Below are 16,080 nucleotides of genomic sequence, written 5' to 3' on the forward strand. Positions count from 1 at the left end.
TGTCATGAAATTAATCTAAAGTTTTGTCAAAAAATGTCGAATAACTGATCAGATGCATGTTTTGCCTTTAAAAAATACAATAACAACAAGGAGTGGGCAATGTCTAAAACTCATTTACTACAAGACCCCTTTTTAAATGAATTACGCAAAGAAAAGGTGCCTGTATCTATTTTTTTGGTAAACGGAATTAAACTACACGGGATTGTGGACTCTTTTGATCAGTATGTAGTCATGCTGAAAAATTCGATCACCCAAATGGTTTATAAGCATGCAATTTCTACTGTTGTTCCTTCGCGTGCAATAAAAATGCCGGTTGAGGAGGAGAATTCTGCAGATGAGGGTAATGAGGCCGACTAAAAATAGAGCATGTAACTTTACCTCATTAAGTTATAGCGATGTGTATGAAACGTTGTCATTCCTGCCCTCGTGGAAATGACAACGTTGCTTAGTTAATCCAACCTAATAGCGCCTGAATGTTAGATTTCGATGAAACAATCCTCGGGATTTCTTTAATTAAAGATTTATTACCGATCTATCCTTAAGAGAAACAGTAATATTGTCTCCTAGTGGATTTTCGATGTAGATTGTCATCTACAATGTACTTAATAAATTGTTAATGAAATATATTCTATAATGATGTTATAAATCGATCACTTTTGATTATTTTTAATCAAGGAACTCTTCTATGTCTATGTCTAAGAGTGAGCCCAAGTTTTATTATCTTGAGGGTTCAATTACACAAATTTACACTGCATGGGGCTTAGAAGAGATGTTGAACAGTCTGAACAAGGAAAATAATGAACAAATAGAAATGGATCTGTATGGACGAGTCTCAGTTTTCCATATACCCCACATTAAGGAAAAACTAGAAGAACATTTTTTACCTAAGGTTGAAACTAACGATAATGATCCAATTAGAAAGCGTTATATGCAGGGGGATATAGATAGTGGCAATTTAAGATTGATGACAGGAGAGATACCTTTCGTTGACGAAAATGACCCATACTATGACTCTGGCAATATGCCTAAATATATAGACAATCGTGCTGCATATCTTGATTCCAAGAGCCTCCCAGCTGGAATATCCGTTTTTTATCAACAGGATAAACCTGAACAATGGATTATGGTTGTAACTAGAGAAACTCATTTACCCAAAAATGAATGTAAGGCTTACGTTTTAAGTTCAATAGATCTGAACGCTTTTATACTAGATGATTCGCTTAAAACTGAAGAATTTAACTTGGACTCCTTACCTAATGGCCAGGAAAAATTAGTAAATCAGGCAGGTTTACCTCAGGAGTTATCTGGAATATCGGACCTAATAAAACTTTTTTTAAAAAAAGATGGGAAAATTAATCCAAATGCTGATTTATTGTTTTCAGTCTTTACCGGAATGCTATCTAAACAGAAGAAATTTGATGATGATGAATTATGGCTGACCCTTCTCGGGCGTACCACGGAAATAATGGAAAATCGTTCTATTATAGCGTTAAATTCCTCATTAGAACCTCCCGATAAATTGAGCAAGGAAGAAATTCGAGATTGCCTGGATCCGGAGAGCAAACTCTTCAAGACACTAAAAGTCATTTTGGATAATGAATTAGTGCAGCAAAGCACGATTAAAGATCAATTAGTGCAATTTGTACACCATCTATATCAATTTGGGCGTCTAGATAAGTTTTCAACCTTCAATTATTCTAATGAAGTAGACAGTGACTTTTTTGTCTTTTTTAACAGCTGGGCAAACAAAGCTAAAGGTCAGGAAGGAGAACTCATTTTAAGCGACACAAAGCTAGGTGAGTTACGAGACTTTCATGGCATGATTCGAACATTCAAAAATGCAACTGAGTTGATGACACTGCTCAAAGGGTCGAATAAACAGGTACAGCTTACAGACCAATTGCTAAAACTTACTAAATTTATTGAGGAAAATGAGAAGGAACTAGACAAGAACGTTTTGTCATTAGCTTTTGAATTTATAGCAAGAGGTGAAGGAAAAGAAGTACCGTACAGCAAGCTAATTGGCTTTTTAAAACAAACTGCCGGAATTGAACAGATTCAACCAGGAGTCTTGCTTCAATTTTTATCTAACCATATAGACGATGATACATTATTAGAGTCTGTTCAAGGAGTTCTAGTAAAATTAGTTGCTCTAAAAATAGAAAACTCTGAATTATATGAATTGGCCCTAAGCTCCGAAGAATTTAGAAAAGAAATTACTACTTTAGACCATTCTTCTGCTCAAGGAGCGTTAAAGATTCTATCTGAGCTAACGATTCCAGACTCTAAATCATATGAGAAGTTAGTTCTAAGATCCGAAGAGTTTAGAAATAAAATTTCAAAATTAGAGGTTCAAGAAGCTCTAGCAAAACTAGTTGAGCTAAATATAGCAGATTCTAAACTATATGAATTGGTTGTAAATTCCGAAGAATTTAGGAAAGAAGTTGCTGCTTTAGATGGTGCCCTTGTTAAACGAACGTTACAAAAACTAGTTGAGCTAAAGATCCCAGACTCTAAATCATATGAGAAGTTGGTTTTAAGATCAGAAGAATTCAGAAAGCTAATTGCTGCTAAAGATACTAAAGTTGATGCTAAAGCTACTAAAGATGCTAAAGACGCTGAAGAAATTCAAAAATATATAAAATTGGCAAAAAATTTGGATGAAATAGGCTATTTTTCAGCTTTTTCCCAATTATCTACTAATTTAAATTGGGTAAGCTCATTTAATGAGCTTGTGAAAAATAAAGGAATAAAGGATAGCTTGGTTCAAAAATTAGCTGCGCCAGATGTTGCCAAATCATGTAAACCGATATTAGAAAATTCCTTATTAAAGAGTTTAGCTGCTGCAGATATAGAGATTGGTAAAGGGCAGGTGGATAAAATCCTTGATCCAGAAAATGCGCTGGCCAAGAAACTGCAAAGGATTACTAAAGAAGCTAATTCTGCCAGAAAAAAAGCTTTATATCAGTTGGCTATTGATCTAGATCAAATTTGTGTTCTGGGAGCATTTGATAAGTTTGAAAAGGACGATAATGAATTTTTAGAATTGTTTCATAAGCTGGTTACGACTCCTGATAGTCAGTTGGTGTTATCGTTAATGTTATCTAAAGATCCAGTGATTGGGATTGATGCATTAAGGTTAATGGCTTACAGTGGCAATGCGATTGAATCTTTTAAAAAGTTTTTAGAAAATAACACTCCACAAGTGATTGATAAGCTAAATTGGCTTACTAAACATAGGGCTGAATATTCCAAAGAAATCACTTCGATGGCAATGGAATTTTTATTAAAACATTCAGACATCGATTTTGAAAAATTTAAATTTGTTGTTACTTTTCTGAATAGCACTCCTAAGTGTGATGCGAGCAGAAAAAAGATGATAGAGTTCCTATCAGCTCATTATAATGATCATGATTTAAGAAAATTATTTTCTGAAGTTACTGAAACTTATAAAAAACTTCATGCGCTTGGTGTAAATAAAACAACATTATATGAACTGGCCTTAGAAAACCAAGCTTTTCAAGATATTGTGCAGCACCACCTTTTACCAATGAATGCAGCAGATACAGCTGGAGGTTGTGGTCTCAAAAGAATAAAGGGAGGCATTTTTTCCGCTGAAGGTCTTAAAGACTATTGTATTAAAAAAAATTGGAGCTCAAATTATATCCTTACAGAGGATGCTCTCTTCTACTTTAACAAATCAAAGAATGAGCTTCTTACTATAAATCTTGAGGAATCACAATTAGAAGAATTAAAGAAACAATTTCCTCTATCAATTACTCAATTAAAAAGCGATAATTTTGAGAAACTTACAAAGTTTGCTCTTCTCCAAGAACAAAATATAAGTCTAATTGGGTTAGCAGGTGAACTACATAAGTTAAATGCGATAAATAGGTATGAAAGCCTTGCATCAGAAACTAAATATGCCTCTACATTTCTTCAATTTATCCAAATTCAATTCGTTACTATTAGTTCTGAGTTGCAAAAAAGACTTCAATCCGATGATATTTCAACTACGAATATTAAAGCCTTATTGGATAATAAACGTTTAATCGCTTTAGCTAATGACTTAATTGATCCGAGTAAAAATCAATTTAAAGAATTATTAAATCCTAAGAGTGAAATCTCTCAAGCGATGCAAATATTATTGCAGTTAAGGTTAAATCATGAAAGAAAAGTGGCTTATAAATGGGCAATAATCGCATCGCCTACAGCAAAAAATTTCAGAAATGTTTTGTTCGACATTGATGCTAAAAAAATAAAACCGGAAACTACATCCAAAATAATTGACACCTTTTGTTCGCTCCAGTTCGGTGACAGAGACCAAAGGTCTGGCAGACCTAATTTTAATGGCAAAGATGTTTTTAGCATGTATTTACGTGCTGATGAGCAAGGTGAACGATTTAGGGAAATAGTGCTTCAGTTACCTCCGATAAGTGCGGATGAAGAATCCCTAGGTTTCTTTAGGATGGAAAAATCGCCTACTGAGGAAGAGTTTAAAAAATACCAGGAGTCACGTTACATCCTTACTACGGATGCACTCTTATTCTTTAACACCAAAGATAAGAGGCTCCTGACTATATCGGTAGATAAGTTACAAATAGATGCATTAAATAAAATATTTACTCAACTACCTATTAAAAAATTGACAAATGAGCAGTTTAAACAACTTTCAGAGATTGTGCCGACTATTAATAAAACTAACGCACAGCTAACTATGCTTGCTTACAACCTCTGCGAGTTGGGGGACATAACCAAATTTGATATTTTTACTGACTTGGAGCAGATTTCCTACTTTAATAAATTCTGTGATGATCCGGTCCTAAAAAAGATTTTAGGAGAGAAACTACATAGCCCAGAAGCAACCAAGGCTTTATTAAATAACAAGCGCGTAAGGGCTGTCATTGATGCAAATATTTCACCAACCGCTGAATTAATCGAGAAATTAGATAAAGAGTCTCCAGAATCACGACTCATAGATATACTATTGGAACTTAATGTAAAAAATCAAAAAGACTATAAATGGGCAATCCTCCCTTCTACCGTTGCAAAATTTGACAAAGTTTTCTCTGCGATAACAAAGGAACCATTGGATGAAGCAATAAAATCTAAAATAATTAAAACTCTTTGTTCGCTTCAGATGGGTGGCAAAGATGTTTTTGGTATGTATTTAGATACGGGTAATAGAGGAAAAGCATTTAGAAGTTCCCTATTTAAAATTGAAGATGCTTCTTCTCAAATAGGAGCCCGTTTGAGCAACGAGGCACCGGAAAAAGGCCGGTCATTTAATGCAGCAGAGCAAGAATATCGAAAAGGTTTATATACGGCGGTCTATGATAATCAGATCAAACTGTCTAAAGGATGTGACCTCCATTTGATGTCTGAGTTACCCTCAAATACAGTCAAATATAAAAATAGCTATATATTTATCCAAAAAGACGACGATACCAAGGGACTGTTTTATATTAACTCTGATGGAAAACATGAAAAAGTAAAAATTGATGATTTCCGTACACTTGAAAATTTAATAAAGGTCGAAAAAGATCGGGATAAGAATGCGAATAAATTATCTCTAAATGAGAAGCAAATGCATGAAATGATAATAGCAAACGGAGGTCACATTCCGTACAAAGAGGAGTTTGAGGCTAATATTACGAAGGCTTCTCAGCAAATATTGTCTATTGTTGATGTGCGTAGGCGTAATTGGTTCATAGCAATTATAGAAACCTTGGCTGATGCTTTAAGTAATATTAAAACAATGCCCTCTCAGTGGAGGAGCGGAAAAACCTTTTTCTCTCAGACTACATCGGGTAATGAGGTTCGTACTTTAAATGAATCTCTTAAGGATCCTCAGACGCTTATGAAAAAGTATAAGGGAGGGATTAATGAGATAAATAAAGATGCGGATTTATTTGAAGTGCCCTCAGTTGTTCAAAAATTGGATTAGCTAATATGCTTAAAGTAAACTAACTCCGTGTTCGTGAAAAGTTCACGATACACGAAGCTCTTAATAAAGAGGCCGCTCGAAGAACTCTAAAGAAGTATATATTTTAAATTTACTTTAAATCTAATAGTAGTCTGGAAAAATGATATCTGCTCTAGATAATATAAGAGCAGATATGCACTCAAATTATCAGTGGCTACTCTATTTTTAATAAGAATTTTAACTTAAGTTATACCAAATTTGAAAAACAATATGAAATATGGATGTTGAACAAGTTAATCTAAAAATTCCTTACTCACGGTAACCTTCTTAAGCATTGCGCTTTTTTATGTAGTAGTTGTCTTCTACGCATTTGAAATTTTTTATCAATTTAATTTTTTGCAAATTAGTTCTGTTTCCATAGCCTTTTTTACTTTGTTAATCGGGACTTACAGCTTATTTGGCAGTGGTTTTACCAAAAAGTTGGATGTGAGGCCGATCAATCTATTTGTTTCACTATTAATGGTTCTTTTTTTAATCGGGATAGGAGCCTCCTTTATCCACCCCTGTCTTGCCTATGCAAGAACTTATCCGTTATTGGAGATGGAATTAGGTTTAAATTATCATCTGGATACCATTTTTCATGTTTCAATCATTCAAAGCATCCTCAATTTTGGTTATGCGAGTATTGCCCAGCATGGGCTCCAATTCTAAGTTACCATGTGTTAAGTCATTATATCGATGCGTTGATTCTTTCTCTAACGAAAGTAGATCCGTACGATTCCTACGGAATGTTTTTTTACTTTAAAATATGGCTGTTTCTCTCTGCAGTCGTATTATTTTTATTTAATGTATTCAGAAATAATAAGATATTGTTTTTTTTTAGTTTTGTTACCCTTATACCGTTGTTAGTGGGGCGCTATAGTCCTGTTCTTTCTCATGGATTATGGTTTACCAGCTTAATTATCCTCTTTAGCTCAATTAGAGTGCATAAGATTTTTATTTCGGAAGAAAATAAGGGTGGCGACTTTGTTTTTTATTTTTTTTAGTCGTGGTAGTGGCTCTTGGGAAAGTCTCAAGTGGATTTGTATACGCCCTAGTTATCGGCCTTTATTTATGGTTGAAAAACCCTAAAAGTATTCGCATTTATGTACTGGGTTTTAGTTGGCTTTTATTTTTCTTCGTTTATCAAAAATGGTTAACGACATCAGAGACTCCTTTTACCACCGTGAATGTACTTTCAGAAAGCCCAGTACATTTAATTGTTTATAACCTCAAAGCACTGCTTAAATATTTGACAGAAATCCGCCTTTCCCTTACGTTACCAACTATATACACTTCCCTTGCCATTTTGGTATTAATGGTACTTTTTTCTCGTGGAAAACAAACGCGAATATTATTGCTTTCAGGAATTGTCGCAACGCTCTTAATATATGGAGTTACTCACATTCGCAATGATTTGAGTGCAGCTGATATATATTATTTTGAATTTGGCCTGTTATTCATTCTGACGTTGTTTACGGTGCAATTCCTCGCTGTTCAAGAACAAGAAACTCGAGTTAAAAATGTGGATTCCGGTCATATCAAGGTATTTATTTTATCGTGTTGGTTTATACTCTCTTTCTTTTGTGTCAGACCAGATATCATGACACTGGGTCAGCATATTAAAAGTGCAAATAATGATCCCTTTTTATTTATTAACCGCGATTATAAACGCCTAAATTTACAAGCCCCTATTAGTTTTACGCAAATTTTGACGCATCATTTTAAGCCTGGAAATCTTTTTCAAAACAAACCAAGACCCCTATTTGATTTTAAAAATTCATTAATGTCCTTCATGAAAAAAATGAGCTCAAGAAGAACAGTTCGGTACTCTTTATCCCGAAAGAAATATATAAGAATGATTTACGTCAATTTGGTGGGGAGGTTTGGGCAAGAGGTCTCTTAATCTATGCTGTGACAGGAGTCCCTTTGATTCACGGCGTTCACTCTATTTCTCGCTATTATGGATTTAGGACTATAAGAAAGAAGCGTTATGGACGAATAAAGTAGATGATTTAGATTCTATTTGTAAGGATTCTATTGCAAAAAATGTTATATTTGTTAAAAATTTTAAGCAACCGACCTTTAATGTCTACCATTGTATGGTTTCTTAGAGTGCAACGTTTAAAAAGACGGTATAAACTTATTTTTATAAAGATAAAGAGATAATATATTTCAAATCCTTTAGTCACAGTAATAAAAATATATTTTCGGAGAAAAACCTAGTGTTTGAACGTCCTCAAGGCGGCGAGCGAGCGATATTGGTGCAATTAGCACTACCGGGAGTGGATGCAGATAAAGCATTACAAGAATTTGAAGAATTAGCTCTTTCGGCAAAAGCGGAATTATTAGATTGTGTTTTAGGTACTCGTGCAACTCCTGACGCCAAGTATTATATTGGTAAAGGTAAGGCGGAAGAGATTGCTCAGATGGTGAAAGAGCTTGATGCAGAATTGGTTTTAGTAAACCATGAATTATCCCCATCTCAAGAGCGAAATCTGGAGCGTTTATTTGAATGCCGAGTAGTCGATAGAAGTGGTTTGATCCTTGATATTTTTGCCCAGCGCGCCCGAACCTTTGAAGGAAAGCTGCAAGTTGAGCTGGCTCAATTACAACATTTATCAACTCGACTTATCCGAGGCTGGACCCATTTGGAGCGCCAAAAAGGGGGTATTGGTTTGCGAGGCCCGGGGGAAACCCAATTAGAAACAGACCGCCGATTATTGCGAGAGCGCATTAAATACATTAACAAACGTTTGGAAAAAGTACGTAGCAGCCGCGACCAGAACCGCCAAGCCAGACGTAAAGCCTCTTTGCAGACCGTGTCTTTAGTGGGTTATACCAATGCGGGGAAATCCACTTTATTCAATGCACTGACCGGCGAAAGCATTTATGTGGCTAACCAGTTGTTTGCTACATTGGATCCCACCATGCGTCAGCTCAATTTACCTGGCTCTTCTTCGGTGATTTTAACCGATACAGTGGGTTTTATTCGAGATTTACCGCATCAATTAGTAGAAGCATTTCGTGCTACTTTAGAGGAGACACAACAGGCCGACTTACTATTGCATGTGATTGATATTTCGGATCCGCACTGGCGGGACAATGTGTTTTCGGTGCAACAAGTTCTAGATGAATTGGGAGTTCATGATGTTCCCATAATTCAAGTATTCAATAAAATTGATTTGCAAGAAGGTTGGGAACCTAAAATTGATTATCAAGAAGACAAATGCAAAGTATGGATTTCTGCGGCATCCAATTTGGGCTTAGATTTACTTAAAGAGGCTATAAGCAATCAGTTGCATGGAGCGGTGCTTGTGGAAGATGTGGTACTAAAAGCGACCCAGGCAAAATTGCGGGCGCAATTGTATGAGTTGGGTGCTGTTTTAAGTGAGTCACATAATGAAGACGGGGATTGGTTATTGAAGATTCGTCTTACCAAACCACAAAAACAACGTTTGTTTGCAATGGATAGTCCACCATCTTTGTAACTGCTTGGACCTTACGAGGTCATCGTTTATGCTCGATAAATAATTAGCTCATAATGCTCTGATATATCTTCTTTTGGGGAGTTTATTAGGAGGAATTGTTGTTTATCCTTAGTACATTCCCAAACAGGCGAGTCTCGCACTTAATTAATTCCCTTACTGTGTTTGCGAAATGGATTCCCGCCTATGCGGGAATGACCACTGAACTTTCGACACAACACTAATCTAGATTTATGTTTTTTTTATCACGGTGTCTAGGGTTTTAAGATCTTGACCACCATAAAGAGTATTAACAAGTTCTCCTTGTGGATTGATAACGAAGGTAACAGGCACGCCAATTATATCCCCTAATCCTAATGCTAGGGCAGGGTCAGTAGCTAATGATGGGTATAAAATATTAAATTTTCGAATCAGTTTTTTTTGCTTATCTACTGGAAGTCCATCATAGTTTACAGCGAACAAGAGGATGGGATCATTTTCGTGTTTTCGATAAAAATGATTCAATTCGGGAATTTCGTCAATACAAGTTTTACACCAGCCTGCCCAATAATTAATAAGAACCCATTTCCCTTTCAAAGAGGAAAAAGAAATTGTATTTCCTTGGGTATCTTTAAGGAGAACATCCGCCTGACCCATGGCTGTTGTGCTTATCAATATCAATGCTGCAAATAAGGTTTTTATTTTTGAGTTCATAGTTATCTCATGCACTATTTAGAAGCTGCTTTGTACTATACCAAAAAACACTCCTAAAATCGCATAATTCGAATGAGTTTGGTTGCCTATAGACCCTTGTCTAATGATTTAGGTATGATGTTTGAATTTTAAAAATAATCGAGATCTCCAATGGCTAAACTCTATTTCTATTTTGCAGCAATGAATGCAGGAAAAAGTACGGTGCTCCTGCAATCAAGTTATAACTATCGTGAACGCGGCATGAATACTTTATTATTTACCCCAGCCATAGATAATCGTTATCAGCAGGGTATGGTTTATTCCCGTATTGGCTTATCTGAACCCGCTTTGATATTTAATTCAAAAGATGATCTCTATCAACACGTCCTAGCGCAAGAAAAAAAATACGCATGTATTTTAATTGACGAAGCCCAATTTTTAACGCGAGCACAAGTACATCAATTAACCGAAATCACGGATCAATTGAGTATTCCGGTGCTTGCCTATGGATTGCGTACGGATTTTCGCGGTGAATTATTTGAAGGGAGTCAATATCTTTTAGCGTGGGCAGATGAATTGATTGAACTCAAAACCATTTGTCACTGCGGACGCAAAGCGACCATGATTTTACGCTTAAATGCTCAAGGAAAGGTCATCACTGAAGGGGAACAAGTTGTTATTGGTGGTAATGATATGTATTCCTCTACGTGTCGTAAGCACTTTAAACAACGAGAACCAGGAATCATTAGCGTTATAAAAGAACAATTGACCGAATCCTAAAATTCTATCAGCCCTCCATTGAATCTCAAGGACCCCAGGTGCCGCAAAAATCTTCCTCAACACTTAAAGTTTATGATGCAAACTGTCGGTAATTGTAGGAATTTGTTCTTTCACAGGGTTAGCTTCGATTATCTGCTGTGCATATTCAACGAGTTCTTCGGAGGCAATAGGAATTTCTTTGGGAACATCCTGCAAAACCATGGTTTCTCCAGATGTTGTATATTTTTCTAGAATTTCTTGATACCTCGGTGAACCCATCATGCACGCTGCGTCAGCCATAGTTAAAATTCTAAAGCCTTCTTTGGCAATTCCCAATTCTTGTGCTCTTTGATTCATTTTATCGAAATACTTAAAAAATAGGGGACCTTCAGCGGTGGTAGTTGAAGCAATCTCGATGGACATTATTCTTTTACGAAAGAGTGGGTTAACGAAGGTTGTAGTATCTAGGGTATCTGCTTTAATAAAACCGCTTAAAATACGACCAGCTCCTTGCACAAGTACTAAACTATGCAAATCAAAATCAAATTGAGGGCGCCAATCATCTTCTTTAGTGGCGCCCAAAACTACGGTGGTTTCATTATTTCCCTGAGCAAGATCAAATATATTCTCACCTCGTGTATATTCGCCAGGTGCCTGTTGTGCGTTGAGAATACTTTGATAATATTCGAACTGTTCTACATCGATATGTCTTGCAGTTTGTGGACGAATATATACTGCAGGTAGACACATGGATGCAATGGCCCCTTTTGCAGCAATGAGCTGAAATCCTATCATATATTCTTTAACCGTATGTGGATCCGGTGAGGTCGACAGTAACACACAACTCTTAGGGTTATGGATAAATTCAGCAATGTTTAAAGAAAAAGGTCTTCTAGTGTATTTTCCAGCACCGAATCTTCCATCGATTGCAATACTTTCTACTTCATCAAAACCTGCCATCCCTCGGTGAATAATATCTAATCCATGGGGTAAGTTACTGAGCATTTGATGATATTCGACTTTGGCCCTTTTAATAGGCACATGGTGATGCTTACCTTCAGAGGGTAGATCGCGTGCGGGGCTAAAAAGCCTTCCAAGGCTACCGGATTTTGCCAAATGGTTTAAAATTAGACGACGGGATGGACTAACAGGTGCATTTCGCGTGACTCGGCCTAACATAACTTGGCCCTCCGGGCTAGGTGATTAAATTTAAATTCAACTGCTTATTATATAATCATAGCATAGGGTGGGTTTTGTTCAAAAATCAGGCATAAAGAGTGGCGGTATATTATTGAACAAAGGTTTTTAAAGAAAGTAAGGAGAAAATTTTAAATAGGTGGGTGGACGGGTTGCAGTAAAACTCGCTTAAATTCCAATTTATTGGAATCTAAGCGTCTTTGTGGGAATTAAGACTTATGCTCCATTTGTTGTTGGGATAATGTCTCTGTTTCGTATTTTTCAGGATTAGCCTCGATCATCTGACGCGCATATTCTACGAGATCCTCTGAAGCAATAGAGACTTCTTCGGGAACCGTTTGCAATATCATGGTAGTACCCGAGGTAGAATATTTTTCCAGAACTTCTTGATATTTAAGTGAGGCCATTAAAAAAGAGGCATCAGCCAACGTTAAAACTCTAAAACCCTCTTTAGTAATTCCTACTTCTTGTGATCGCTTATTCATCCTATCAAATTGGTTTTTAAAAGCATCTCCTTCGGAGGTATTTGTTGAAGCAATTTCTATAGACATTATTCTTTTACGAAAGAATGGATTTAGAATAGTTGTAGTATCTACAGAGTCAGCTTTTGTAAAACTACTTTTAATGCGCCCCGCTCCCTCTACAAGTACTAAACTATAGAGATCGGTATGAAGTTGAGGACGCCAGTCATCCTTTTTAGAAGCACCCAAGACTACCGTAGTTTCATTATTTCCTTGAGCAAGATCAAAAATATTTTCCGACCGTACGCGATTCCCTAACTCCACTGCTCCATCAAGAATCTGTTGATAATATTGGAACGATTCAACATCGACATGTCTTGCTGTTTGTGGACGGATATATACTGCAGGTAAACACATAGAGGCAATGGCCCCTTTTGCATTAATGAGCTGAAATCCTACCATGTACTCTCTAACGGTATAGGGATCCGGTGAGGTAGAGAGCAACAAACAACTCTTAGGATCATGTATAAATTGAGCAATATCTAAACAAACCGGTCTTTTAGTATATTTACCTGCTCCGAATTTTCCTTCGGTCGCAATACTTTCTACTTCAGCAAATCCTGCCATGCCACGATGAACGAAATCTTCTTGTTTTGGCAAACTGTCAAGCATCTGATGATAATTTACTTGGGCTTTTTGAGTCGATATAGGATGTTTTTCATGACTGTGTTTTACGAGATGCTCAAGTTGCTGGTAGCGAAGGTTATGGCTAAAAATGGTTCCTAACTTACCACTAAAGGATGAAGACTTTATCTGTTTTAGAACCACAAAACTCAAAGGGCTTAACTCGCGTACTTTGCTCCACATAATATCTCCGCATTGTATTTGGCCAATAATGATTATTATTAGGCACTTTAGCTAAGCATAGCACAGTGAGATTTTTACACACAAAATGGTTTGAGATGTGGTTTCATAAAATCAAGCCTGAGACCCAGCAGCAAGATCGAATTATGTATTTTGAGCTATGCTATATTAGCAAAAGGAAATCAAAGTTGTTGTTAGTAGTATGGAGCGTATTTCATGAGCGAAATTAAAGTAGAGCGATTAATCAAAGGTATCCTCGTCCGCGAAGGAGCGGGTGTGAAATTACATCGCTATATTGGGATAGAGAGAAGCAATGATTTTGAACCGCTGCTTTTACTTGATTATTTCAATAGTGCCGAGCCCCTAGATTATATGGCTGGGTTTCCTTCCCATCCTCATCGAGGTTTTGAAACTATTACATATTTACTGGATGGCAGTATTACTCATGAAGATAATAAAGGGCATAAAGGGGTTATTGCTGCAGGCGATGTTCAATGGATGACTGCAGGAAAAGGGATTATTCACTCAGAAATGCCCTCCGCTAATGGCAAACTACATGGCTTGCAACTGTGGTTGAATTTGCCTGCTGCAGAAAAAATGCGTGCGCCCTTTTATCAAGAAATGCAAAGCGAACAGCTACCTGTGGAAACGCATGATTCAGGCGCTCGGGTAAAAGTCATTGCAGGTACGACTGATAAAGGAACTCATTCGCCAATTACAGGTATTGCTACCCAACCTTTATTATTTGATATTATTTTACCTCCTGGTGCTAGCATGCAACAGCATATTCCCCATGATTATCAGACAATCTTGTTAGTAATTTCTGGAGCGGTTCGTATCGGTGAGCAATTAGTCCAACACGATACTTTGGCAAAACTTGGTACCGGAGATAATTTGCTTTTGAACGCTGAGACTGCAAGCCAATGTATTCTGATTGCCGCGGCAAGACTCCATGAACCTATAACGCGACATGGGCCATTTGTAATGAATACTCAGGAAGAAATTATACAAGCGCTGGACGATTATCGTAATGGTAGATTCTAAGCGTTTGTGATGTACGGGCTTATGTTCACTAAATTTGGTCTAAAATAAAATTAATGGAATTGAAACTAAACAAGTGAATAGGAGTAAAACCTGTGCATCCACGAAAGGAGCAATCTGCCAAAGAAATCTATAGGATTGTCGATCAATACTGTGCAGAAAATCGTCACGGTAAATACAGGACAAGCTCGGCTATTCCTCTAGTTTTGGGCATTTCAGATACGGATGCTCAAAAATTGATTAATAAAATTATGATTGCATTACCTGATTGTTTTTTTTATTTGGCAAAGCCCGAACGTATCAGGGAAATGATTCATTTTATTGCGCAACAGTATTTGCTTTTCCAAGCACAAGAAAACATTCATGATGAATTTTTTCCGAATTTACTTATTAATTTTGTTAACCATTTAGTCGAAGAGATTATGCTTCGTTATTACTCATATGCATGAGCAGGTGATTTTATGACTAGAGAAGAGATAATTCAGGGCACGGGGTTGAGAAGCCAAGATCTGAATGTACTCCTTTTGTTGGAGAAAATAATCCAAGCAGATACCCAAAAGCTTCACGTTGCCTTAACCGTTGCAGAAGAAAACCAGATTATTACTTTTTTAGAGAACGCTATTGGTAATCTGGAGTTAAATAATCAACTCCTGGAGTTAGGAAAGTTGTCAAAACATGATACAGGAGTCAGTTTTACTGTGGTAAATATGATGAGAAATGTAACCTTTAAATCAAGGCATTGGCCTGAATTTAATTTGGATGGCTCACATCAGTTAACTTTATCTCATTTAGGTGCCTTATCTGATTTAGCCTCTCTCACTCGTGATTTAGCCGTCTTTGATCGTTTGGGTTTAATAGTTGAAAACTCCCCATTGGCTGAGCTTTATCATGATGCTCAAAAGGCGATAAAAGAAGGTTTTTCCAAAGATCTCGATGTTTCTTCCAAAGCTATGGATTTTGAAATTAAAGCAACCAAAGGTGCGCCCATGTTTCTCCACCCAAATCGTCAAAAAGATGAATTTGTCTTGTCTGAATTTCTCTATAATGAGGAATATAAAATTAAATTGGATAAGTTAATTGAACATGATGAAACAAAAGAATTATTAAAGAAGCACTTAGGTGATGATTGGTTAATCCAGTTAGAACATAAATTCGGAATAATTCAACGTGAAACTCATGATAGACAATTAATAGGTCCTCTTCATCAGGGACTTATTTCTCAAGATTCTACGGCGCTGGAACAATACCTAGCGGAAGATAAAAGCCCGGCAACACTTATTTGTTCTCCATTTGTGGGTATTTGTACGATAGCGGTTATTAAAGAATTAAACCTACAGATAATACAAGAGTTGCAAAATAAGGGGGTAGAGAATATTCCATCTCCTGTACTGCAATTACCCCTGAGTGAAAAGCTTGAAGCATTATCCCCTGCTTCTTTTATCGATTCCTTGGATAAGTGTAGGGCTTTAGAGCGTTTACCTGGCCAAGCAACACTTATGATGAAAGAACGTTTGAGTGGGGCTAAAAACGAAGAGGAAGATAAGCCGACCAATCGACCTAAATAAGGTGGGGACAATAAATTCTCGCCTCTACTCCTTCTCCCGCAACCAAGGAGTAGTTTATCTATGGAGAT

General features: G+C 36.7%; 11 protein-coding genes. 8 read left to right on the forward strand and 3 right to left on the reverse strand.

The window, feature by feature from the left end; all coding sequences use genetic code 11:
- Nucleotides 1-99 precede the first annotated feature (99 nt).
- The 4 genes from hfq to hflX all read left to right on the forward strand — a co-directional run bounded on the left by hfq (nucleotide 100) and on the right by hflX (nucleotide 9,456).
- Complete coding sequence (gene hfq / locus HBNCFIEN_RS00050) at nucleotides 100-357, forward strand: RNA chaperone Hfq (protein ID WP_182392133.1); 258 nt, start codon at nucleotides 100-102, stop codon at nucleotides 355-357.
- A 328-nt stretch (nucleotides 358-685) separates the two neighbouring features.
- A complete protein-coding gene (locus tag HBNCFIEN_RS00055; RefSeq protein ID WP_182392134.1) occupies nucleotides 686-5,947 on the forward strand; it encodes a hypothetical protein in 5,262 nt (1,753 codons plus the stop codon).
- A 1,033-nt stretch (nucleotides 5,948-6,980) separates the two neighbouring features.
- Entirely contained in the window at nucleotides 6,981-7,871 is an 891-nt protein-coding gene (locus HBNCFIEN_RS00060) for a hypothetical protein (RefSeq protein ID WP_182392135.1), read from the forward strand.
- Nucleotides 7,872-8,190: 319 nt separating this feature from the next.
- Complete coding sequence (gene hflX, locus HBNCFIEN_RS00065; protein WP_182392136.1) at nucleotides 8,191-9,456, forward strand: ribosome rescue GTPase HflX; 1,266 nt, start codon at nucleotides 8,191-8,193, stop codon at nucleotides 9,454-9,456.
- Nucleotides 9,457-9,684: 228 nt separating this feature from the next.
- Here hflX and HBNCFIEN_RS00070 read toward each other — a convergent pair whose 3' ends face one another.
- A complete protein-coding gene (locus HBNCFIEN_RS00070) occupies nucleotides 9,685-10,146 on the reverse strand; it encodes a TlpA disulfide reductase family protein (protein WP_182392137.1) in 462 nt (153 codons plus the stop codon).
- Between the two features lie 150 nt (nucleotides 10,147-10,296).
- On the opposite strand from HBNCFIEN_RS00070, the gene HBNCFIEN_RS00075 reads away from it, so the two are divergent.
- Nucleotides 10,297-10,905 carry a thymidine kinase gene (locus HBNCFIEN_RS00075; protein ID WP_182392138.1) on the forward strand — a complete coding sequence of 203 codons (609 nt, stop codon included), beginning with the start codon at nucleotides 10,297-10,299 and terminating at the stop codon, nucleotides 10,903-10,905.
- A 63-nt stretch (nucleotides 10,906-10,968) separates the two neighbouring features.
- On the opposite strand, the gene HBNCFIEN_RS00080 is transcribed toward HBNCFIEN_RS00075, so the two are convergent.
- A complete protein-coding gene (locus tag HBNCFIEN_RS00080; RefSeq protein WP_182392139.1) occupies nucleotides 10,969-12,063 on the reverse strand; it encodes a hypothetical protein in 1,095 nt (364 codons plus the stop codon).
- Between the two features lie 227 nt (nucleotides 12,064-12,290).
- On the reverse strand, nucleotides 12,291-13,409 hold the full coding sequence (locus HBNCFIEN_RS00085) for a hypothetical protein (RefSeq protein WP_182392140.1): 1,119 nt from the start codon (nucleotides 13,407-13,409) through the stop codon (nucleotides 12,291-12,293).
- Nucleotides 13,410-13,622: 213 nt separating this feature from the next.
- Between HBNCFIEN_RS00085 and HBNCFIEN_RS00090 the strand changes: the two genes are divergently transcribed.
- From HBNCFIEN_RS00090 to HBNCFIEN_RS00100, 3 genes are all read left to right on the forward strand, one after another.
- Complete coding sequence (locus HBNCFIEN_RS00090; RefSeq protein WP_182392141.1) at nucleotides 13,623-14,450, forward strand: pirin family protein; 828 nt, start codon at nucleotides 13,623-13,625, stop codon at nucleotides 14,448-14,450.
- Nucleotides 14,451-14,542: 92 nt separating this feature from the next.
- Nucleotides 14,543-14,896, forward strand: coding sequence for a hypothetical protein (locus HBNCFIEN_RS00095; RefSeq protein WP_182392142.1), 354 nt, complete (start codon nucleotides 14,543-14,545; stop codon nucleotides 14,894-14,896).
- A gap of 12 nt (nucleotides 14,897-14,908) precedes the next feature.
- Entirely contained in the window at nucleotides 14,909-16,012 is a 1,104-nt protein-coding gene (locus HBNCFIEN_RS00100) for a hypothetical protein (protein ID WP_182392143.1), read from the forward strand.
- Nucleotides 16,013-16,080: the final 68 nt, after the last annotated feature.

The sequence above is a fragment of the Legionella sp. PC997 genome, assembly GCF_014109825.1.
GTDB lineage: Bacteria > Pseudomonadota > Gammaproteobacteria > Legionellales > Legionellaceae > Legionella.